The organism is Aeromonas sp. 30P (assembly GCF_051919805.1).
Classification (GTDB): domain Bacteria; phylum Pseudomonadota; class Gammaproteobacteria; order Enterobacterales; family Aeromonadaceae; genus Aeromonas; species Aeromonas veronii.
The window spans coordinates 3,031,195-3,050,847 of sequence record NZ_JBQBEA010000001.1 but is presented as its reverse complement, the minus strand read 5'-3'; the positions used below and the strand labels follow the sequence as shown (position 1 = coordinate 3,050,847).

16 protein-coding genes and 1 pseudogene are annotated in these 19,653 nt (G+C 59.8%); 4 read left to right on the top strand and 13 right to left on the bottom strand.

Annotated features, from left to right (window positions below; all coding sequences use genetic code 11):
* Nucleotides 1–29: 29 nt before the first annotated feature.
* The 6 genes and pseudogenes from ACTG2B_RS14105 to ACTG2B_RS14080 form a co-directional block, all read right to left on the bottom strand.
* A complete protein-coding gene (locus tag ACTG2B_RS14105) occupies nt 30–620 on the bottom strand; it encodes a nucleotidyltransferase family protein (RefSeq protein WP_421320032.1) in 591 nt (196 codons plus the stop codon).
* On the bottom strand, nt 607–867 hold the full coding sequence (locus ACTG2B_RS14100) for a GNAT family N-acetyltransferase (protein WP_439996145.1): 261 nt from the start codon (nt 865–867) through the stop codon (nt 607–609). Before ACTG2B_RS14100 ends, ACTG2B_RS14105 begins: the two co-directional genes overlap by 14 nt.
* A gap of 203 nt (nt 868–1,070) precedes the next feature.
* Nucleotides 1,071–2,254 (bottom strand): annotated as a pseudogene (locus ACTG2B_RS14095) (iron-containing alcohol dehydrogenase).
* Nucleotides 2,255–2,272: 18 nt separating this feature from the next.
* Complete coding sequence (locus tag ACTG2B_RS14090; RefSeq protein ID WP_021230683.1) at nt 2,273–2,791, bottom strand: hypothetical protein; 519 nt, start codon at nt 2,789–2,791, stop codon at nt 2,273–2,275.
* Nucleotides 2,772–3,392, bottom strand: coding sequence for a TetR/AcrR family transcriptional regulator (locus ACTG2B_RS14085; protein ID WP_335818830.1), 621 nt, complete (start codon nt 3,390–3,392; stop codon nt 2,772–2,774). The genes ACTG2B_RS14090 and ACTG2B_RS14085 overlap by 20 nt, the downstream gene beginning before the upstream one ends.
* A gap of 11 nt (nt 3,393–3,403) precedes the next feature.
* Nucleotides 3,404–4,849 carry a coniferyl aldehyde dehydrogenase gene (locus ACTG2B_RS14080; RefSeq protein ID WP_270656018.1) on the bottom strand — a complete coding sequence of 482 codons (1,446 nt, stop codon included), beginning with the start codon at nt 4,847–4,849 and terminating at the stop codon, nt 3,404–3,406.
* Nucleotides 4,850–5,061: 212 nt separating this feature from the next.
* On the opposite strand from ACTG2B_RS14080, the gene ACTG2B_RS14075 reads away from it, so the two are divergent.
* The 3 genes from ACTG2B_RS14075 to ACTG2B_RS14065 all read left to right on the top strand — a co-directional run bounded on the left by ACTG2B_RS14075 (nt 5,062) and on the right by ACTG2B_RS14065 (nt 6,988).
* A complete protein-coding gene (locus tag ACTG2B_RS14075) occupies nt 5,062–5,355 on the top strand; it encodes a hypothetical protein (protein WP_005353197.1) in 294 nt (97 codons plus the stop codon).
* A gap of 222 nt (nt 5,356–5,577) precedes the next feature.
* Nucleotides 5,578–6,546 (top strand): nucleoside hydrolase, encoded by a 969-nt coding sequence (locus ACTG2B_RS14070; RefSeq protein ID WP_439996142.1) that lies wholly within the window; start codon nt 5,578–5,580, stop codon nt 6,544–6,546.
* A gap of 106 nt (nt 6,547–6,652) precedes the next feature.
* Nucleotides 6,653–6,988 carry a DUF3634 family protein gene (locus tag ACTG2B_RS14065; protein WP_204479689.1) on the top strand — a complete coding sequence of 112 codons (336 nt, stop codon included), beginning with the start codon at nt 6,653–6,655 and terminating at the stop codon, nt 6,986–6,988.
* Between the two features lie 88 nt (nt 6,989–7,076).
* On the opposite strand, the gene ACTG2B_RS14060 is transcribed toward ACTG2B_RS14065, so the two are convergent.
* A complete protein-coding gene (locus ACTG2B_RS14060; RefSeq protein ID WP_429066407.1) occupies nt 7,077–8,282 on the bottom strand; it encodes a c-type cytochrome in 1,206 nt (401 codons plus the stop codon).
* Nucleotides 8,279–10,204 carry an NAD(P)-binding protein gene (locus ACTG2B_RS14055; protein WP_167573196.1) on the bottom strand — a complete coding sequence of 642 codons (1,926 nt, stop codon included), beginning with the start codon at nt 10,202–10,204 and terminating at the stop codon, nt 8,279–8,281. Before ACTG2B_RS14055 ends, ACTG2B_RS14060 begins: the two co-directional genes overlap by 4 nt.
* A gap of 366 nt (nt 10,205–10,570) precedes the next feature.
* Here ACTG2B_RS14055 and ACTG2B_RS14050 point away from each other — a divergent pair, with 366 nt between their 5' ends.
* Nucleotides 10,571–10,945 carry a DUF805 domain-containing protein gene (locus ACTG2B_RS14050; RefSeq protein ID WP_129503665.1) on the top strand — a complete coding sequence of 125 codons (375 nt, stop codon included), beginning with the start codon at nt 10,571–10,573 and terminating at the stop codon, nt 10,943–10,945.
* 81 nt (nt 10,946–11,026) lie between these two features.
* Here the strand turns inward: ACTG2B_RS14050 and ACTG2B_RS14045 are convergent, their stop codons facing one another.
* The 5 genes from ACTG2B_RS14045 to manA form a co-directional block, all read right to left on the bottom strand.
* The gene (locus ACTG2B_RS14045; protein ID WP_439996139.1) at nt 11,027–12,130 is read right to left on the bottom strand and encodes an ElyC/SanA/YdcF family protein; all 1,104 of its coding nucleotides are present in this window, start codon (nt 12,128–12,130) and stop codon (nt 11,027–11,029) included.
* A gap of 314 nt (nt 12,131–12,444) precedes the next feature.
* The gene (locus tag ACTG2B_RS14040; RefSeq protein WP_075115225.1) at nt 12,445–13,197 is read right to left on the bottom strand and encodes a DNA/RNA non-specific endonuclease; all 753 of its coding nucleotides are present in this window, start codon (nt 13,195–13,197) and stop codon (nt 12,445–12,447) included.
* 233 nt (nt 13,198–13,430) lie between these two features.
* A complete protein-coding gene (locus ACTG2B_RS14035) occupies nt 13,431–15,323 on the bottom strand; it encodes a PTS fructose transporter subunit EIIC (protein WP_439996138.1) in 1,893 nt (630 codons plus the stop codon).
* Nucleotides 15,324–15,842: 519 nt separating this feature from the next.
* Nucleotides 15,843–17,483, bottom strand: coding sequence for a methyl-accepting chemotaxis protein (locus ACTG2B_RS14030; RefSeq protein ID WP_439996136.1), 1,641 nt, complete (start codon nt 17,481–17,483; stop codon nt 15,843–15,845).
* 856 nt (nt 17,484–18,339) lie between these two features.
* Entirely contained in the window at nt 18,340–19,539 is a 1,200-nt protein-coding gene (gene manA / locus ACTG2B_RS14025; protein WP_439996134.1) for a mannose-6-phosphate isomerase, class I, read from the bottom strand.
* Nucleotides 19,540–19,653 lie beyond the last annotated feature (114 nt).

The window sequence follows — 19,653 nt, the reverse complement described above, 5'->3', positions numbered from 1 at the left end:
CCCAAGGTTATCGAAAGATTGCAATCAGGTTATGGCCAGTTTACCTGAAGGTCAGGCCAGATAGCCTGCCAGCGTTTCTCCTTGATGCGCTGGGTAAAAATCTGTTTGTCCTGGCGACATCTGGGGTTGGCACTCACTTGCAGCGACCAGTTGATGGCAAAGCCGTAGGGGGCGAGCCACTCGAACTCGCCATCCTGATTCAGGCGTACGCCGATGCAGGTGGGCACTTCGACCCAGTGGCTCAGCGCCTCAAGGCTGCTGGCAAACGGCGTTACCAGCTGGCGAGTGTGCATGCGGGCCTGATTGCGCACTTCCCACTGCTGATCCGGCAGCCGCTTTGCCAGCCAGGCTTCATGCTCCGCTTCGGCCAGCCCTTGCGGATCGGTTTTATCGAGATAGATAAGGTCGATATCGTTGAGCGGGGTGGGCTCCGCCTTGTGGTGAAGGTGATCCCAGATGAGGTTGCGGATAAAACCGGCCCCCAGCGCCCAGTCGGGCAGATTGAGCTCGGCCGCGGCTTGCAGGCAGGCCATCCGCTGCGGATCGGCCCGCAGCAGGGCTTCTGTTTTGGCTTGGAATTGCTGTTCGAGGACGGTGTTCAGAGGTTCAGTTGTTGGCATTGCGGCGTAACCAGACATCAATGTAGCGGCAGCTCGGCACTATAGTGAGCCCCTCCGCCTGAGTCCAGTTGAAGAAGGAGCGCGCCAGCTGATCGGCAATCCCCTGCACCCGCAGCTCGGGCGGTACGAAGGTGCTGTAGGCGTCGATGGTCTTGGCATCGAGCCGCCGGTAGCGCAGTCTCGACTCTTTCCCCTCCACCATACAGATGAACTGCTGCTGGTTGGCCTGATGGATGATGTCGCTCATGGTGGGCACCTCTGGCATAAAGTTGGGTCTCTCGGCACAACATAACTGTTAGCCAAGGTATAGAACAGATAATGAGAGCCCGTGGTCAATATCATCCCCCTTTGACAGAGGGCGCATCGATATCGCGATGCAGATCAAGGTGCCCGATGGTGAGTCGGGCACCGCGTTTGTGTCAGCACAAGAGTGTTGGCAAAGGGGAGGGATCAGACCCAGGCTCGCTCCAGCAGGGTGAGTAACTGCTCACGGTCGGCGTCCTTGCGATTGAACAGCAGGGCACCGTCGTTGATCGCCAGATCGCGGATCTCGGTCAGTAGCGAGCGATCGCTTACCCCAGCCTCGCTCATGGTGCGCGGCAGCTTGACCGCTTGCCACAAGGTGTCGCGCAGGGTGCGAATGGCTGTGATGGTCGCCTCCGCCCGCTGATGGGCCGGGGTGGCAGCAAAGCGCTCTGCCCCCACCAGCGGCAACAGCAGCCGGGCCAGCTCGCTATCCACCTCGGGGCGGTTGTAGTCGAGCACGGTCGGCAAAAAGAGGTTCATGCACAGCCCGTGGGGCAGATGGCAGCGGGCTCCCAGACTGTGGCCGAGGGCGTGCACCAGCCCCACCATGGAGTTGGAGAATGCCATGCCAGCCAGCGTGGAGCCTTCCGCCAGTTGCAGCCGCAGCTGTTTGTTTTGCGGGTCGTGGATGATTTGCGGCAGGGCGCTGGCGATCTTCTCCACCGCCATCAGGGCCAGTGCATCGCTCACCGGGTTCTTGGCGGTACCGATAAAGGCCTCGATGGCGTGGGTCATGGCGTCCATGGCGGTGGCGGCGGTGATATTGAGGGGCAGCCCCTGGGTCAGGCGCGGGTCGAGCACCGCCAGTTGGGGCAGCAGGAAGGGGGAGGTGAAGGGCACCTTGCGCCCGCTCGCCTCATCCTTGATCACTGCAACCAATGTCACTTCTGATCCTGTGCCCGCCGTGGTGGGCACCACCGCCAGCGGCTTGAGGGGACGGGTCAGGCAACCGGCGCCCGAGTAGTCGAGCAGATGATCTCCCCCATGGAAGTGAGAATGTTGACTGCCTTGGCTGTGTCGATGACCGAGCCGCCCCCCAGCGCCACCAGACTGTCGCAGTCGAGCTCGCGATAGCGTTTGGCGATCCGCTCCACCACGGCGGTGGAAGAGTCGGCCGGGATCTCGTCCCAGATGGCGGCGACCGGCAGCTCCCCCTCGGCCAGCACATTGGCCAGCAGGGTGGCAAGGCCGGTGGCATTGACCCCCTTGTCGGTCAGCAGCAGCGGGCGACGAGCACCCAGGCTGGCCAGCTCGCTGGCCAGCTGCTCCAGCGCCTGTTCACCGGCCAGCAGTTTGACCGGGCAGAAAAAATCGTAATAGCGGCTCATTTCAAGGCTCCTTGCGCGTTAGCCGGTCACCAGACCCAGATAGATGTTGCAGGCCCGGCCAAGCTTGTTGGTCGGGGCGGGATAGTGGCGCAGCAGCGGCCGCGCGATAAAGGCGGGCAGGATCAGGGACTGCAACTGCTCAAGCCCCCGCACCAGATGCATGGCAACGGTCAGGTCTCCCTCCACCAGCAGCCGGTTTTCGCCAAATGCCTGATTGACCCCGAGCCGAAAACTCAGGGCGCGAAAGGCGATATTGGGATGCTTGAAGCGCACCCGTAGCGGATGGATGGTGGCATGAGGGGCGGCTGGCGCACCGGGATACCAGCGGCCACCCTGCTTGTGCATGTTCATGGCGTAGCCGATGCCGCCTACTTCGAGGCGGATTGCCAACCCGTCCGGCAACGGCGCCAATTCACGGCGGACTGCCTCGTCGGTGCGGGCGGCGCGACAGAGTGTGCGACCCACCACCCAGAGCAGAGTGGTGATCCAGAGGCGGCGACCAAGGGCGGCTAGAGATTCAACGGTCGGAGTTGTCATAGGGGTTGGCTCCTGAGATGGCTGACCAGAAGAGGGCGAACGCACTGGCTTGCCAGTAGTCGTCCTCTCCCAGCTCCGGTTGATCGACAAACAGTGATGCGCAGGCGAGGAACTGGCCCTGACACACCTCCAGCAACAGTGGCGCGGGGGCCTGCATCAGCTCGCCGCTGGCCTGCCCCTTTGCCAGCAGGGCAGGCAGAAAGCGCAGGGCATCGTTCAGGATCTGGCTGCGGGCCGGTCTGGCCAGCAGCGGAGAGTGAAAGAAGCCCAGCACGAATTTGAGCTCATTGGGATGCGCGAGCATCCACCCCATCGCCAGCTGCCAGTAGTGGCGGGTCTGGTCGTACAGCGACAGGGTGGGATCTGCTTCATGGATGGCGCTCCCCATCCGGGTTTTCACATCCTGATAGAGGGCGAGGATCAGCGCCTCCTTGCTCGGAAAGTGGTGGAACAGAGTGCCGTTGGCCACCCCGGCCGCCTTGGCGATGCGGGCGGTGGCGGCCCCCTGCAGGCCATCTTCGGCGCAGAGGGCGAGGGCGGCATCCAGGATCTGGCGGCGCTTGTCGGTCATGGTTTGTGGCTGCGGGATAGCCTGGTTCATGGTCATCTCCATCAGCGCAGGAAGAAGGCCATCATCAGCTTCTGGATCCAGCTGTGGTAGGGCGGATGGATCAGGGAGCCGGTGGTGAACTTGCCGCGGGTCAGCACGGTTTTCGCCTTGGAGAAGGTAAGAAACCCCTCGTGGCCGTGGTAGTGGCCCATGCCGGAGGCGCCGATGCCGCCAAACGGCACATCATCGGCAGCCACCTGAAACAGGCTCTCGTTGATCGCCATGCCGCCGGAGTGGGTCTCCCGGGTCACCCGTGCCTGCAACTCGGGATCGAAGCTCATCAGATAGAGGGCCAGCGGGCGGGGCCGTTCAGCCACATAGGCGAGCGCCTCCTCCAGGGTGTCGTAGGTAATGAGCGGCAGCAGCGGGCCAAAGATCTCCTGCTGCATCACCTGACACTGACTCGGCACCCCGGTCAGCAGGTGGGGCACCAGCAGGCGACGCTGGTCGTCGCGGGCCGGGTTGCCACAGGGGTGGAGCTGGGCACCCGCCTGCTCGGCTTCATCCAGCCAGCTGACGAGACGTTGATACTGGCGGTCGTTGATGATGGCGCCGTAGTCGGCGCTATTGAGCCCCTGCGGGTAGAGCTTGCTGAAGTGGCGGCGATAGGCGGCGATAAAGTTATCCACCTCGCTGCGGGGCAGCAGCACATAGTCGGGGGCGACGCAGATCTGGCCAGCGTTGAGGCTCTTGCCGAAGATCATCCGCTCGACCGCGGTGGCGACCGGCATGTCGGGGGCGATGAGACAAGGGCTCTTGCCGCCCAGCTCAAGGGTGAGGGGGGTGAGCTGGGGCGCGGCAGCGGCCATCACCAGCTTGCCCACCATGGTGGAGCCGGTAAAGAGCAGGTGATCGAACGGCAGTGAGCTGAACGCCGCCGCCATCTGGGCATCTCCCTCGATGATGGCGATCTCGTTTTCGTCAAACACGCTGGTGAGCATGGTGCGCAGCACGGCGTTGGTATGAGGGGTGAACTCGGAGAGTTTCAGCATCGCCCGGTTGCCCGCCGCGATGGCGGTGATGAGGGGGCCAAGGCTCAGCATCACCGGAAAGTTCCACGGCACGATAATGCCGACCACCCCGAGCGGCTGGAAGTGCACCTCTACTTTGGCGGGGGCCAGCAGCAGGCCGGTGTGACGGCGGTGGGGCTGCATCCAGCGCTTGAGCCGCTTCTGGGTGTAGTTGATCTGCATGATGCAGGGCAGCACATCGGCGATCAGGCTGTCGTAGTGGCTGCGCTGGCCATAATCTGCCGCCAGCGCCTTGCACAGCTCTCCCTTGTGGGCGAGCAACGCCTGCTTGAGTTTGGTCAGCTGCGCCCGGCGCTCGGCCAGGGTAGGCATGGGGTGAGCCAGACTCGCCCGCTTGAGCCGCGCCAGCTGATCCGGCAGGGACAATTTGATGGCGAGGATATCCTCAGGAGTGTGTTGAAGCTGCGCCGCACCCATGTTGTTCTCCGCATGAAAAATGACCGACTGATTAGTCGGTCTAAATCTAGCTGTTTGTTACCGGAATGTAAAGCTGGCAAGCTGTCTGCCGTTCACCACGAGCCAGACGCAAGAGAGAACTGTGTGTCTCCCCACACTTTTGTGGTTTGCTCGTTGGTGACTTATCTAATAAGGGGTAGTTTTTGGCTATTAACCTACACGGAGAGAGCACTATGACCAGGGAACTGAACAGCTTGTTGGCCCGGCTTGAAGATGTGGTTGAGCGGATGCCGGATTGCTTCAACACCTACGAATTCGCCCAGAAGCTGGCACTGCAATATCAGCCGGAATTCTTTGCCGCGGGCCACTCTCTGGCCGAGCACGAGGGCAAGGTACTGCGGGTGCTGCACCAGAAGATCGCCGAGGCGCTGGCAGGCAGCGAGATGGTGATTGAAGGGGCGCTGCTCCCCTGCGTCACCCCCTGGGGAGAGAAGGCGACCTCACCGCGCTGGCACCGCAAGCACTGAGGGGCGTAGTAAGGCAGATCACTGCCAGATAGCAGATAACGAACAACGATAAAGGGCGCGGCGCTGGCAACAGGGCCGCGCCGTTTCTTGTGCAGATTGTCGCCAGCAGCGTGTCGTTGCCGAGAGCAAAGGCCCGCTCTGTGATCCCATGCCGGGATACGGGGCCGTTAGCCGGGTAGACTCTCCCTTTTGTCGCAGGGTTTGTCACCGTAGGAATTTCTCATGACCCATAAAATCATTCTGGATACCGACCCGGGTATCGACGATGCCATGGCCATCCTGTTTGCCGAGGCCCACCCCGCCATCGACCTGCTTGCCATCACCACTGTTTTTGGTAACGCCACCATCGACAATGGCACCCGCAACGCCCTCTGGCTCAAGCAGAAGTACGGCATGAAGGCGGATGTGGTCAAAGGTGCTGCCGCCCCGCTGCTGCGCGAGCCGGTCGGCCCTACCACCATAGTCCACGGCCCGAGCGGCTTTGGCGACATGGAGGCGGGGGAGGTGACTATCGCTCCGGATCCCCGCCCCGCCTGGCAGTTCATAGTCGAGGCGGTGAAAGCTGCGCCGGGGGAGATCACCCTGGTCACTATCGGCCCGCTGACCAATCTGGCGCTGGCGCTACAACAGGCGCCCGAGATTGTCTCGCTGGTGAAACAGGTGGTAGTGATGGGAGGCGCCTTTGGCGTCAACGGCCATCGCGGCAACGTCACTCCCTATGCCGAAGCCAATATCCACGACGATCCCGATGCCGCCGACCGGGTCTTTACCGCCGATTGGCCGGTGGTGATCATCGGGCTTGATGTGACTCAGCAGAGCTTCTTCAGCAGCGCCTATCTGGATGAGCTCAGGGACAAGGCGGGGGAGCCGGGCCGCTTCCTGTGGGATGTCAGCCGTTTCTACCTGCGCTTCTACTCGGAGAAGCTGGGGCTCTCCGGTTGCCACGTTCACGACCCGTCCGCCATCGCCTATGTGATTGATCCGACCCTCTTTACCCTGCGCGAGGGGCCGGTGCGGGTTATCACCAGCGGCGCGGCCATCGGCCACACCCTGCAAAAGTTCGATGGCAAACGCCACTCCCACGATGACTGGGCAGCCTATCGCCCGCAGCAGGTCGGGGTGGCGGTGCGCGATGAAGCCTTGCTGGCGCTCTATCGCGAGACGCTGGTGGGCTGGGGCAAGGATTGCTGAGCAAAGGGGCGCTATTGCGCTGAGGCGGGGGCTGTGATCGGCGCCAAACAATCGGAGCGCACGGCCGCTTATACTGCCTGATATCAAGAGCTTGGGAGGGATGAAGATGGCCTGGATTTCCTTGATAGTTGCGATTGCGCTGATCTGGTGGTTGATGAAGCTGGGGCGTGGCGCCCTGTTCGAGATCCGTCTTGCCCCCGGCAAGGTAGTGGTCAAGCAGGGCAAGGTGTCACCCGCCTTTATTGAGCATGCCAAGCAGATCCTGCGCCACGACACGGTGCGCGGTCGCATTGTGGGGCAGCGTGATGGCGATGGCGTGAAGCTGATCTTCTCCCGCTCCATCCCCGAACCGGTGGCCCAGCGGTTTCGCAATATCTTCCCCTATGGCGATTACCGCCAGCCAACGGCGCCGCAGCCGGGGCCCAAATCCCGCAAGGGATAAGCACCGGAACCTGGTTCATCAATAGCAAACGGGCCTCCAGTGGAGGCCCGTTTTTTATGGCACTTGGCCAAGAGAGAGCTGACAGCCCTTACTCCTTGCCGTGCAGCTCGCGTTGGGCCTTGACCGCCGCGGCTTTGACGGCGGTGCCTTCATTGCCCCAGGAGGCGCGCAGGGTGTTGACCAGCTCGGCGAGCCGCTCGTCATCCATGGTCCAGCCATAACCCGGCATGTGGTAACCCAGATGGCCGTGGGTGACCGGTGTTTCGGCGCCGTGCAGCAGCACATTGATCAGGCTCGACGGATCGCTCGCCAGCACGGTGCGGTTGTTCACCAGCGAGGGGATGACGTGGTCATTGCCCCGGCCGTTGACCCCGTGACAGGTGGAGCAGTACATGGCGTAGTCCGCCTTGCCGCTGGCACTGGCGTAGGCGCGGGCCCCTTTCTCCGCCACCGGTTCATCTTTCAGATCGGTGAGATAGGTGGCGATGCTGGCCAGATCGGCGTCGCTGAAATACTGGCTGCTGTGAGTGATCACTTCCCCCATGGGGCCTGCGACCGCTTCATGCTGGCTGCGGCCGGTTTTCAGCAGATCGATCAGCGCCTGCTTGCTGTAACGGCTGCCACGAATGTCGGGGGCATACCAGCCATCCAGCGCCGCACCGCTCAGGTAGACAGGATCCGCCTCGGTCAGCGCTTTCTCCTGCATGCCAAGCCCGCGCGGAGTGTGGCAGCTGCCGCAGTGGCCGGCACCCTGCACCAGATAGGCGCCGCGGTTCCACTCTTCGCTCTTGCCTGCGACCGGGGTGAAGCGGCTGTCATCGTGGTAGATCCAGTTCCAGCCCATCAGCGGCCAGCGCATGTTGAGGGGCCAGGGGATGTCGCTCTCCTTGTTGGCGATGGCCAGCGGTTGCACCTCCTTCATCAGATAGTGATAGAGATCTTCGAGATCCTTATCGCTCATCTTGGCGTAGGCGGTGTAGGGCATGGCCGGATAGAGGCGATGCCCATCGCGGGCCACCCCTTCGCGCATCACCTTGATGAACTCCGGCAGGCTGTAGTTGCCGATACCGTGGGTCTTGTCGGGGGTGATGTTGGTGGCAAATACGGTGCCGATGGGAGTCGGGAACCCTTTGCCGCCCGCCAGCGGCTTGCTGGTTTCGCTGGTGTGACAGGCAGCGCAATCGCCGAGCTTGGCCACGTATTCGCCTGCCGACATGGCGGGGGCCGCGTTGGCGGCAAGGGCGGGCAGGGCCAGCAGCAGGGCGCTGGCGGTCAGTGACAGGGCGCGGCTCATTGGGCACCTCCCTTGCTCATGGCTACCAGCTCGTTGACGGCGCGCCACGCTTCGTCGATGGCGGCGTGGGCGTAGGGGCTCCAGCCTGCATCCGAGTTGGCGATGGTGATGTTGCCGATCGGCTGGCGACCCAGTTCAATCCATTTTTCGCACTGCGCTTCGTCATCAAACAGGGTGTTGGTGACATAGGAGTAGCCGTGAGACCAGCGGTTGACCGTGATGGCGAGGATATCCTGCTCATGGTTGAAACCGGCGCTGCCGAGCATCCCCTGCAGCTGTTCGCGGATCATCTGTTCATGCTGCTCGAACGGCATGCCGAGGATCATGGCGCGCCCCTTGCGGGACTGTTCGCGGGCCGACAGACCGCTGCCCGGCAGGGTCGGCACATAGACCATGTGCAGGCACATCGGCTGATCCGGGCTCTTGGGATGCTCGTAGCCACCCATGCTGACCGGATAGTCGAGCTTGACCCGGCTGTAGGGTGCGGCGGGGGAGTAGACCTCGTGTACCCCCAGCTTGACGAAGGCTTGCCAGTTTTTGATCACCACCTTGGTGTAGACCAGCGGCGCCTTGGCATTCTGGCGCAGCGCCTCCTTCTGGGGCTCCGGCATCTCGGGCACCATGTAGGGGATCATCATGTTGTAGCCAGCCATGATCGACTGCTTGGCCCGCACCCGGTGCAGTTTCCCCTCCTTGATGTAGGTGACATCCACCGCCAGCTTGCCGTCGGCGAGGCGCACGTTTTTGGCCTGCAACGCCGTGCTGCCAAGGCGCAGTTGCACCTTGTGCTCAGGCAGGTCGAGCTTGCTGTAGTCAAACTTGGCCAGCACCACATCCTGCATGGTGTGACCCGGCGCCACCTGCGGAATGAGCTTGCGTACCATCAGGCGGGTGAGACCGGCGTTGCCATCGGGGAAGTGGAAGATGTAGGGATCGTCCAGTTCCGCCTGCTCCTCCGCATCCAGTGGCGTCAGATTGAGGCCGTCGAACCCCGGCAAGGCGCACAGACGCGCATCGGCGCAGGCGGTGGCGTCGATGCCGACCGCCTGGAAATCGTTGGTGCGTTGCTGGAAGTAAGTGATCGCCCGCTCGCTCAGGCCCACTTTATCGCGCAGGAAGGTGGTGTAGCTGTTGCGGGTCACCCACTCGTCCTGCTGCTCGCGGGTCATGCCGCTCAGGTAGTCGATCTTCGATTCGTGCAGGGCTAACAGGGCGGCCTTGTCGGCATCATCGAGGGGGAAGTCACCGATAAACTCTGCCAGCGGACGACCGTTCAGGCGATCGCGGGGGATATCGTCCGCCACGTTGTGGCCCGGATCCCCGCTTACTATCTTGTTGACGCCAAAGTGCTTCTCGTCGAAATAGACGCCGCGGCTGAGCCCCAGATCCGGATAGAAGGTCTGCTGGAAACCGGCGGCCAGCTCGTCGATGTTGACCTCCAGCGCCTTGAGCAGACCGAGCGCAACCGGGCTGTAGACCGAACGCGGTGATTGCAGGGATTCACTGCCGCCGTAACCCAGACGCAGGCCATCGGGGGTGGTGAACTCGTTGCGCTTGGCGTGGCCGCCGAAGTCATCGTGGTTGTCTAGCAGCAGGATCTTTTTATCCGCGCCGAGCAGTTGCTGGTAGAAGCAGGCGGCGGCCAGACCGCTGATCCCGGCGCCGACGATCACCAGATCGTACTCTCCCTCTAGGGGAATATTGGCAAAATCATACTGCTTGCCGTCACGGGCAATGCTGTGGGCCGGTTCGAAAGAGCCCGGATGGTTACCGCGCAGGCCGGTGAGGGCGGGCGGGTAGGCCAGGGTTTTATCCGCCAGCGCGCTGCCGCCTTCGGCAGCCTTGAGCAGATTGATGGGGGCGACGCCTGCCGCAATGGTGATGGCAACGCCGTTGAGAAAATCTCTGCGTGTAATACTCATGGCTATCCCTGTGTTAGGAGAAGTAATGAATAAGTGGATTCATTATGGGAGGGAGACACAGATCCTGTTCAGGATTGGGCGCCGAATCTACCGCTATCCTCACGCTGAGTCCATACGATTGCTAATGGATTATTAAGCACCATTTTCCTGCTTGTGACGAGAGTGATGCGCTGATGGGGGTGATTTGCCCTGTTGCAGGGCAAATTATCTTCCGGAGCGGTCGGTCAATGATTGCCGCAGCTGATTAGTTTGGGAGGCGTTCGGGCATCATTGTCGACTCGGGGGGATGATCGCGCTAAGCTCTTAACTACTTGTTTTATCGACTCTCTTTTTATTCATAGGCATAAAGGCCACTCAGGAGGCGCAATGAACTGGTATATCTCGGTCCTCAAGCAATATGCGGTATTCAGCGGGCGGGCCCGTCGCACCGAATACTGGATGTTTGTGCTGTGCAACGTCATCGTTATGCTGCTGCTCGGCATGGTGGACAAGCTGATCGGCGGCGACAATGAGCTGATTAGCTCCATCTATTCGCTGGCGGTGCTGCTGCCATCGCTGGCGGTGGCGGCCCGTCGCCTGCACGATACCGACCGCAGCGCTTGGTGGCTGCTGCTCGGGCTTATCCCAATCATCGGCACCCTGGTGCTTATCTACTTTATGGTCTGCAATGGCCAGCAGGGGCCGAACCGCTTCGGTGATGATCCCAAAGCGGGCCCCTCGCAGGGCTTTATCGTCAGCTAACGGGCGCGGCTTGGCCAATCATCGGTCAATAAAAGAGAGGGAGGCATCACGCCTCCCTCTCTTTTTCGTGTTGATGGCCGATCAACGCTCAATCAGCGGGGCGGAGCGATAGCTCCACATGCCGTAGGTGCGCAGGGCGTCGCGGTAGATGCCGAGCAGCTCGCTCTCGCTCGGGGTGGCCAGCTCCTCGAGGGGCTTGTCAGGGTAGCTGACGCTCGCCACCTTGATGTTGGCCGGGCCAATCTGGTCGCAGGCGATTTCCAGCACCGTCTGACCGCGGCGCACATGGCTGGCTGAGCTTACCAGCACCGCATAGTCAATCTGGTGGCGGGCGAGGGCATAGGCGCTGTAGAGGGCGTTATCCACCGTGCTGGTGGCGTAGTTCTCTTCAATCAGGCGGCTGCGGTCGATGCCGTGGTTGGCCAGCCAGTCGGCCATCAGCTTGCCCTCGGTCTGGCGGTTCTGGGGCACGCCGCCGGTCAGGATGATCAGCGCTTCCGGGTCGGCCTTGGCCAGCTCAAGGGTGGTTTGCAGGCGGCCCAGCAGGATCTTGTCCATGCTGCCGTCGGGATTGAGGGCGTAGCCCAGGGTGACGATGGCGCGTTTGCCCTCCCTGCTGGCCTTGACCTGATCCTCGGTCAGTTCGGTCTGCAGCGGGGCGGCGGTGAGCCGCTGCACCCGGGCGATGATCTCCTCCAGATCGGCGGCGCGGCCACTGTTGCGATCCGCCACTTTCGCCAGATAGCTGCGGGAGGCATCCTTGTTGCCCTTCACCAGCTGCCAGATGGCGAGATAGCTGTTGATGTCGAGATCATCCGGGGCGACGGCCTGCGCCTGCTCCAGCAAGGTGATGGCGCGGCTCAGGTTACCGTTGTAGATCTGGGCGTTGGCTGCCGAGATGAGCAGGTCGGTGCGGTAGGGCTCAAGCTGGTAGGCGGCCAGCAGCCGCTCGGTCACCAGCTCCATATTGCTCGGCATCTTGGCGGTAAAACCGGCGTGGGAGATCTTGGCAGGCGACTTGTAGATCTGCAGCGCTTCGCCGAGCAGCATGTCCACTGCCTGGCGTTTGCTGACCAGGGTATTGAGGTCGTGCTCCATCTGCATCGAGCTTTCAGCCGCTTGCAGGGCGAGGGGGGAGAGCGCCAGCAGGCCGCCGAGGGTGAGGGCAAGAAGGGTCTGTTTCATCAAAAGGTCCTCTGTCGGGCTGAATCGCGCCGTGGCGCAGCGGTTTACGGGCCAATGCGACGAGGCAAATGTGCGTCAATTCAGTCTGTTAGTGCCAAAGAGAGGGCAATATAGCAGTTAACGGCGTGGCAAACTGTGAGTCGGGGCGGGTCGTCGGGTGATGCCACACCAGTGGCCGCAACGGGTCAGCTGCCATCTGAAAATGGCAGGGGGAACGTAACTCCCCCTGCTGGGAGGGGCGCTGGCCCCTCCCTCTATCTCTCGCGATTCAAGATAGATGGGGTGTCAATCTATCTGCTGATGAGTATTCGCGGTCAGTTCCACATCTGGGAGACGCGGGCTTCCAGCGTCTCTTGCTGCTCTTCGGGCATATCGCTGAAGAAGTTGAGCTGGGTCTGCTCTTCCACCTCGCGTACCGAGACCCGGTAGTCGGCGATCTGGCTGATGGGCACCTCTTCCTGCGGCATGATAAAGGCGATGGCCTGCAGTCTGGCCGGGTCCATCACGATCTTGTAGTAGGCGCTCGGGATCGCCACACCCTGACCGATGGACTCTTCAGAGCCGGTAAAGATGGGGCCGGTGATCACCTGCACATCCTTGCGGGAGACCGCCCACTTGTTCACCTTGTCCTCCAGCACGCGCCACGCCTTCTGGTTGAGCACCCCGATCTGCGGCGTCATGTTGCTCAACAGGAAGCTCTCTTTCATAGTGTTCTTGTTCGATTTCATGTCCCCCGCCGGGGCCTGATGGCCACGGTCGTAGCCCGAGCCCTTGTAATCGGAGAGAGTGGCGCGGTAGGCAACCGGGATCTCCCTGTCCTCGGCGAAGGCATCCTTGCGCGGCACAGTGCCCTGTGCGCTCTGGGCTGTCATTCGGTAGGAGACCCAGTCCGCCACCTTGTAGTCGTAGTTGTAGCCGACGGCATACCCTTCACGGCAGAGCTTCTGATCCGATTCGGAGGGGAGGCCGAAGCGCACGTGCTCACCGCACTCCCAATGGGCGGCCAGCAAGGGGGTGGCAGTGAGGGTGAGGGTAACAGCCAGAACCAATTTATTGATTTTTATCATTTTTGTGATGCTCCAGTTTAGTAGGCGGAGCCATTTGACATGAGATCTGACCAGCGCTTCAATTGCTGTTTTTTTACACGTCACCGTTCTGTGACGGCTAGCCAAGATCCGTGATGTGACTGGTTAATATGTTTTAAATCAGTGGCTTGGTCGGTGGGATGATATGCGGTTGCTCGGCAGGCAACGAAAAGGGGCCCGTGATGGGCCCCTTGTACTGGTTGGTCTGACTGCTATCAGGCGGCGTTTTCCTTGTTGCCCAGCGTGCGGGCCAGCAGTGCTTCCGGATTGTGGATCGCCTCCTTGGTCTTCACATCGATGACCTCGATATTGGTGAAGCGTTCGCGGTTCTTGATAGCCACGTCGTGGGCGAAGATGACGCAGCGGGCGTTGGCGACATCCTTGGCGGTGATGTGGTTGATGATGCCGTTGGCTCCCTGGGTCTCGACCTTGATCTTGATCCCCTGCTTGGCGGCGGCCTTCTGCAGGCTCTTGGCGGCCAGGAAGGTGTGGGCCACGCCAGAGGGGCAGGCAGTGATGGCCAGTACGTCCGCTTCTCCTTCCGCTTCAATGACTTCGAAGTTGGTTTGGGTGGCGGTCACGTCATCTTCTTCGCTCACCGGCTTCTTCAGCAGGTTGACGATGATGGCGGTGGTCAGGGCGCCGAGGATGGTACCCAGGATGTAGCCCATCTTGCCTTCAACAACCGGCAGGACAATCCAGCCACCCCAGGGGGCGTGGTTGATACTGTGCATCATGAAGCCGGTGATGTTGCCGACGATGCCGCCTGCGACGATGGCCGGGATAACGCGCATGGGGTCAGCGGCGGCGAACGGGATAGCACCTTCACTGATACCGATCATACCCATGATGGCGGCCGCTTTGCCGGATTCACGCTCCTCTTTCTTGTAACGCTTCGGAGACATAAAGGTCGCCAGCGCCATACCCAGCGGCGGTACACAGATGGCGATACCGACGCCGCCCATCAGCCAGGGCTGGGTGTTGACCTGAGTCTGGGCAAACAGGGTAGCAACCTTGTTGACCGGGCCGCCCATATCGAAGGCGGTCATACCACCCAGAATGGCCCCCAGCATCACTTTACCTGAGCCCGCCATGCTGGAGAGCCAGTGGTTCATCCCTTCCATCATGGCGGCGATCGGGGCACCGATCCCCCACATCACGATGCCACACACCAGGAAGGTACCGATCAGCGGATAGATGAAGATAGAACCAAGGGAGGTCATGGAGTCAGGCAGCTTGATCCGTTTGAGCTGATTGACCACGAAACCTGCGATAAAGCCCACCAGAATGGCGCCGAGGAAACCGGTTTGATAGTGCTGAACGGCAATCCAGGAGCCGATCATGCCCGGGGCCAGGCCCGGCTTGTCAGCCAGCGAGTAGGCGATGTAGCCACCCAGTACAGCGGTAAACAGGGTCAGACCGGCGATACCCATGGTCGCCATGTCTTTGAGGAAGCCCGCTTCCGGCACGGCGCCCTTGCCGCTCATCATCACCGACAGTGACAGCAGCACACCGCCCGCCACGATGAAGGGGATCATGTGGGAAGTACCAAACAGCAGGTGCTGCTTCATGGTATTGAGGCGATCCTTGAAGGTGCGATCGGTGGGTTCAACCGGAGCAGAGGCCTCCGGTTTGGCGGCTGGCGCCGGTTTTTCCGCTTTCGGGCCTTGCTTGAGCAGAGTCAGGGCTTGCTCGACGGTAGTGGCCGCTTTCATCTGCTCGATAAAGCCCGGCTCCAGCAGACGGGTAGAGAGCTCCGCCAGCACTTCGATGTGGTGGTTGGCACCTCCATCCGGGGAGGCGATCATGAAGATCAACTGGGTCGGTTTGCCATCTTCGGCGCCGTACTCGATACCTTGGCGGCTGACACCGATGGCAATGGCCGGACGACTGACCGCCTTGCTCTTGGCGTGGGGCAGGGCGACACCCTGCTCGAAGCCGGTGCAGTCCAGCTGCTCGCGGGCCCAGATATCCTTGACGAATTGCTGTTGATCAGACACGGCGCCATCGCGCGCCAGCATCTGTGCCATCTCGTCGAATAGAGCCTCCTTGCTGGTGGCCTTCAACTCCAGGCAGATTAGTCTGCCGTTGGTCATGGTGGGTAACATATTACTCTCCTGGCTCCGTTGCTGAGCCGCATGATGGGGGGAACAATTGACCTGGATATTGTTCTCCCGTTGGCGCGGTGCCGAAATCGGACAAATGTGCCGTTTACTGGATTTTTGTGCTGTGCAAGTCGCCATGTGACCCAGCTCGCATATCATCATGAAAGCCAATTCATACCGATATTTTTATTTTTTAAATAAAAACAATGTATTGTGAGTGCGTCTTGCTACTTGCATGAGTGCAACGAAAAGGTTTCGCCTTCGGAGGTATGGAGATTTGTGTGCTGCTTTGAGGGTGGAAAATGTGAAGGTGCTGGCAAAATGCGTTGAGAGAACAATCAGAAAGAGGGAGGGCTGCTCTTGATGTGAGTTAATCCATCTACTGATCACTTGTTATGTGCAGCATGGGTGTCTTCGGGTTTTGTATGGTTCCTTATTTGACAAAGCCCGCCACTTTTATGAATGGCGGGCTGTTTAGTGCTTCAGCCTTATTGGGCTGATGAATGAGGGGGGCAATCGGGGCTATGTCCGAAACTTGCGTACAACCTCCTGCAGTTGTGTTGCCAACAGGTTGAGGTCGTTGCAAGCCTGAGCCATTTGTTTGGCTCCGGTCGCCACCTCTTCCGAGGCATTGCTGATGTTGACTACATTGCGATTGAGCTCCTCGCTTACCGCCCCCTGCTCTTCGGTTGCGGTGGCAATCTGAATATTCATGTGGGAGATACTGTTAACCGAGCTGCTTATTTCGGCAATAGAGGCTCCCGCTTCGCGAGCTGTGTGGACCGTCTCGGACATCATATCCTGACTCTGTTGCATGGTAACGCCCGCTTCGTTAGCACGCTGCTGCAGTTCGGAGATGATGTGGTTGATCTGGGAAGTGGAGTCTTGGGTTCGTTTGGCCAGAGTGCGGACTTCATCTGCAACCACGGCGAAACCACGACCTTGTTCACCGGCTCGGGCTGCCTCGATTGCCGCATTCAGTGCCAGCAGGTTGGTTTGCTCGGCAATCCCCTGAATGACTTCAAGCACCATGCCGATATTTCGGCTGTCATCACCCAGCTGGCGGATCACCAGAGCTGTCTCTTCGATGGCGGTAGCCACCTTTTCAATCCTGCCGATTGAGTCATTGACGGTCTCGCTGCCTTGTGCGGCTGTGTCGCTGGCCGACGTTGCTGCGCTGGCAGCGTCGTTGGTGTTGCGGGCCACCTCCTGTACCGTGGCTTGCATCTCGTTCATGGCTGTGGCCAGCTGATTGAGCTCATGTTGCTGGGCGCCCATGTTGTTGGCCGATTGCTGTGCCACCGCGCTGATCTCTTCGGCGGCCGCGCCCAACTGCACCACCGAGCCGGAGACCTCGTTGACCAGCATGCGCAGATTGGATTGCATCTCGTTGAACCCCTGAGCCAGCTTACCCAGCTCGTCATGGGAGAATTGCTTCATGTCGAGTTGGCTGGTGAGGTTGCCTGCCGCTACCTGGCGTGTCTGCTCCAGCAGGGTCATCACTGGATTGCGGATCTGCCGGATCAGCAGCCAGGCCACAATAACGACGAACAGCAAGGTTAGCGCACCGACTGTAGTGCTCAGCAGTTTGGCCCGTTCATAGGAAGCCTCACTCTGCTTGGTCAGCAGGTTGGCGACCCGATCGTTCTCCTTGCGAAGCTCCAGACCATCCTGTCCGGCCTGCTCGAGGGCTGCGCGGGATTCGTTTTTGATCAGCGACTGCACCTTGGCAATATCTCCCTGCCGTATGGCTGTTTCCAAGTCACCATGGGCTGAAAAGTATTTGGCTGCTGCAGTTTTCAGCTCTGCAAACATGTTGCGATCTCGCTCCGACACAAAAGGCATAGATCCATACCGTTGCTCGGCGGCCATGTACTGACTCTTTGCCGCTTCGAAAGACTGTGTGCTGCTGTTGAGGGAGTCGGGATCCTTGCCCAGTGCATCTATCACCATGTTCAGTTCGGCACGGCGCGCGTCCAGCAAGGACACATGCATCTGGCTGGATGCCCGGATGGAGGGCACGATATTGTCGCTGACCTCACTGGCGTCACGGTAAATATTGGAGAGTTGTAAAGTGGCAAACCAGGCAAAACCCAGCATCAACACAGCGAGAGTGGTAAACGCCATGGTCAGCTTTTGCCCAATTGTCATTTTTGTCAGCATATATCCTCTTTTATCTCTTTTTGTCAGGGGATCTTTGTGTGAAATTTATATCGGCGAATAGATGTGATACCTTAAAAATAAATCAAATAAAAGAGATCTTAATCACAGAGGGTATTTAAGGTCTATTTCTTTACTGCAATGAGGTTTGGCTGGCATATCAAAAAATAAATATCAAATCTCTCATTATTCTGCCTTTAAATTGATTGGATTGTCAGTTAATGCGGCTTGGCTTTTTTACGGATTACGTCAATTTAAAGTAGAGTTAAAAATAAATCTGTTTATATATCAGTGTTTTAATGTTGATTTCTTATGCTGTTATTCTCAGCAAAGATCGAATGGTCTGCTTGGAATTAAATTATAGAACGACTAAAGAATAGGGCCGCATCTCGAAAATTCAAAAGAGATCCCTTTCGTTTGCATTATTAATGGTTCTGTATGACTACGGCTGCTAAATGTTTACAGACCGAATGATGATGGCCTGGGAAAGGTTTAATGGCGATGCATCTATGTGCTGTTTTAGCTTTTATCAGGGGGTGAAAATAGTAGAGTTGTTATTTTTATTGCCTCCATTTTTTCGGATACTCAGAGTGTCGCCGTTGCTTGTGCAGGCTGGAATTTTCTTCGTATCAGCAAACCCAGTCATCTGCATCAGGGGTGCGCCAAGCTTGGGCGACAAACCTGTGGAGCTGGTTGTGGGCAGGATGCAGTCAGGGATGTGCTTCAGAGCGAGATGCCTGAAGGAAGGTAGGAATAAGAGAGTTGTAGAGATACAGACTGACTTGATTGGTAGGCCATATTGCTCTGTTGGGAGGGGGAGGCATATTCCCCCTCCAACGAGAGTCGGCTCTTATGCTGATTAGCAGCGGTTGCCGGCGCGGGCGACCCGTCCTTCGGCCAGCAGTTGATAAGTGCCAGTCGCTGCAGGAATAAAGGCAGATTGCCCCTTTTCCAGACGCAGTGACTGTTCGCCCTGCTTGAGGGTCACTGTGTCATCGATGGCAAACAGGATCTCGGCGCTGGTAGTGGTGAGCTGATGCTCGCCAGCCGGGTAGACGCTGAAGGTGAAGTCAGGTACCGGCACGTCGAAGTGCTGTACCGCGCCATCACAGCGGGGGGACAGCAGGATCTGGTCGTCCGGCTTGGGCAAGCAGCGCGTGCAATCCAAAAGCTCTGCCACATCGATGTATTTGGGGGTGAGACCGGCGCGCAGCACGTTGTCCGAGTTGGCCATGATCTCGAGGCCGGTGCCGCGCACATAGGCGTGCGGGGTGCAGGCATCGAGGAACATCGCCTGACCTGGCTCAAGCGTCACCACGTTGAGCAGCAGCGGCGAGAAGAGGCCTACATCTCCCGGGTACTGGGCCGCCAGACTGGTGATAAGGGCAAACGTCTCCTCATCCTGATGGGCTGCGGCATAGGTCAGCAGCCCTGCCAGCGCCTCCTCCTTGCGCGCCCCTTCCAGTACCAGCAGCTGGTGGAAGAAGTGCTGCAGGCCTGCTTCATTCTGGCTGGCGGCAAGGGCTGCGGTCAGATCGGTGATGGCCGCCAGATTGACCCGCTCGAACAGTGCCAGAATGGCGGGAATGGCGCGAAAGCCGTTCATCGCCTGATAGGGGGTGAGGGCAAAGACCAGCTCCGGCTTATGGTTCGGGTCCTTGTAGTTGCGATTGCTCGCCTTGATATCGATGCCTGCGGCCTCCTCTTTGGCAAAGCCCGCTTCGGCCTGAGCCTTGCTCGGGTGCACCTGAATGGAGAGAGCCTTCTCGGCACACAACACCTTGAACAGGAACGGCAGGCTGCCAAAACGGGCGAGGGTGGCCTCACCCAGCGCAGCGGCCGGAGCCCTGTCGATCACCGAAGAGAGCTTTTGCACACTGCCCGCCAGCGTCACCTCGGAGCAGCCGTTGGGGTGAGCCCCCATCCAGAGCTCGGCCTGGGGTTTGTCTTGCGGGTTGGGAATGCCAAACAGGGTGGTGAGGGAGTCATGACTGCCCCAGTCATAGCCTTGAATCGGGTTTTGCATCAACAGAAAGGAGGGCAGATCGCTACTGCTCATAAGGGACGCCTCGTCTAGTTTGAAGAAAATCGGGTGCAGAAAAGGGTGGCATTACTGCTGTGGACCGGACTATAACATGGGCGGTCGTGCGCGCCGCAACCGCTTGCCTCTCTC

What these genes read in the sequence shown, in the direction of transcription:
- ACTG2B_RS14085 (WP_335818830.1), bottom strand. Translation starts at nt 3,392, where the DNA reads ATGAACCAGGCTATCCCGCAGCCACAAACCATGACCGACAAGCGCCGC.
- ACTG2B_RS14090 (WP_021230683.1), bottom strand. Translation starts at nt 2,791, where the DNA reads ATGACAACTCCGACCGTTGAATCTCTAGCCGCCCTTGGTCGCCGCCTC.
- ACTG2B_RS14060 (WP_429066407.1), bottom strand. Translation starts at nt 8,282, where the DNA reads ATGAGCCGCGCCCTGTCACTGACCGCCAGCGCCCTGCTGCTGGCCCTG.
- ACTG2B_RS14105 (WP_421320032.1), bottom strand. Translation starts at nt 620, where the DNA reads ATGCCAACAACTGAACCTCTGAACACCGTCCTCGAACAGCAATTCCAA.
- ACTG2B_RS14055 (WP_167573196.1), bottom strand. Translation starts at nt 10,204, where the DNA reads ATGAGTATTACACGCAGAGATTTTCTCAACGGCGTTGCCATCACCATT.
- ACTG2B_RS14030 (WP_439996136.1), bottom strand. Translation starts at nt 17,483, where the DNA reads ATGCTGACAAAAATGACAATTGGGCAAAAGCTGACCATGGCGTTTACC.
- ACTG2B_RS14040 (WP_075115225.1), bottom strand. Translation starts at nt 13,197, where the DNA reads ATGATAAAAATCAATAAATTGGTTCTGGCTGTTACCCTCACCCTCACT.
- ACTG2B_RS14035 (WP_439996138.1), bottom strand. Translation starts at nt 15,323, where the DNA reads ATGTTACCCACCATGACCAACGGCAGACTAATCTGCCTGGAGTTGAAG.
- ACTG2B_RS14045 (WP_439996139.1), bottom strand. Translation starts at nt 12,130, where the DNA reads ATGAAACAGACCCTTCTTGCCCTCACCCTCGGCGGCCTGCTGGCGCTC.
- ACTG2B_RS14050 (WP_129503665.1), top strand. Translation starts at nt 10,571, where the DNA reads ATGAACTGGTATATCTCGGTCCTCAAGCAATATGCGGTATTCAGCGGG.
- ACTG2B_RS14065 (WP_204479689.1), top strand. Translation starts at nt 6,653, where the DNA reads ATGGCCTGGATTTCCTTGATAGTTGCGATTGCGCTGATCTGGTGGTTG.
- ACTG2B_RS14080 (WP_270656018.1), bottom strand. Translation starts at nt 4,849, where the DNA reads ATGGGTGCGGCGCAGCTTCAACACACTCCTGAGGATATCCTCGCCATC.
- manA (WP_439996134.1), bottom strand. Translation starts at nt 19,539, where the DNA reads ATGAGCAGTAGCGATCTGCCCTCCTTTCTGTTGATGCAAAACCCGATT.
- ACTG2B_RS14075 (WP_005353197.1), top strand. Translation starts at nt 5,062, where the DNA reads ATGACCAGGGAACTGAACAGCTTGTTGGCCCGGCTTGAAGATGTGGTT.
- ACTG2B_RS14070 (WP_439996142.1), top strand. Translation starts at nt 5,578, where the DNA reads ATGACCCATAAAATCATTCTGGATACCGACCCGGGTATCGACGATGCC.
- ACTG2B_RS14100 (WP_439996145.1), bottom strand. Translation starts at nt 867, where the DNA reads ATGAGCGACATCATCCATCAGGCCAACCAGCAGCAGTTCATCTGTATG.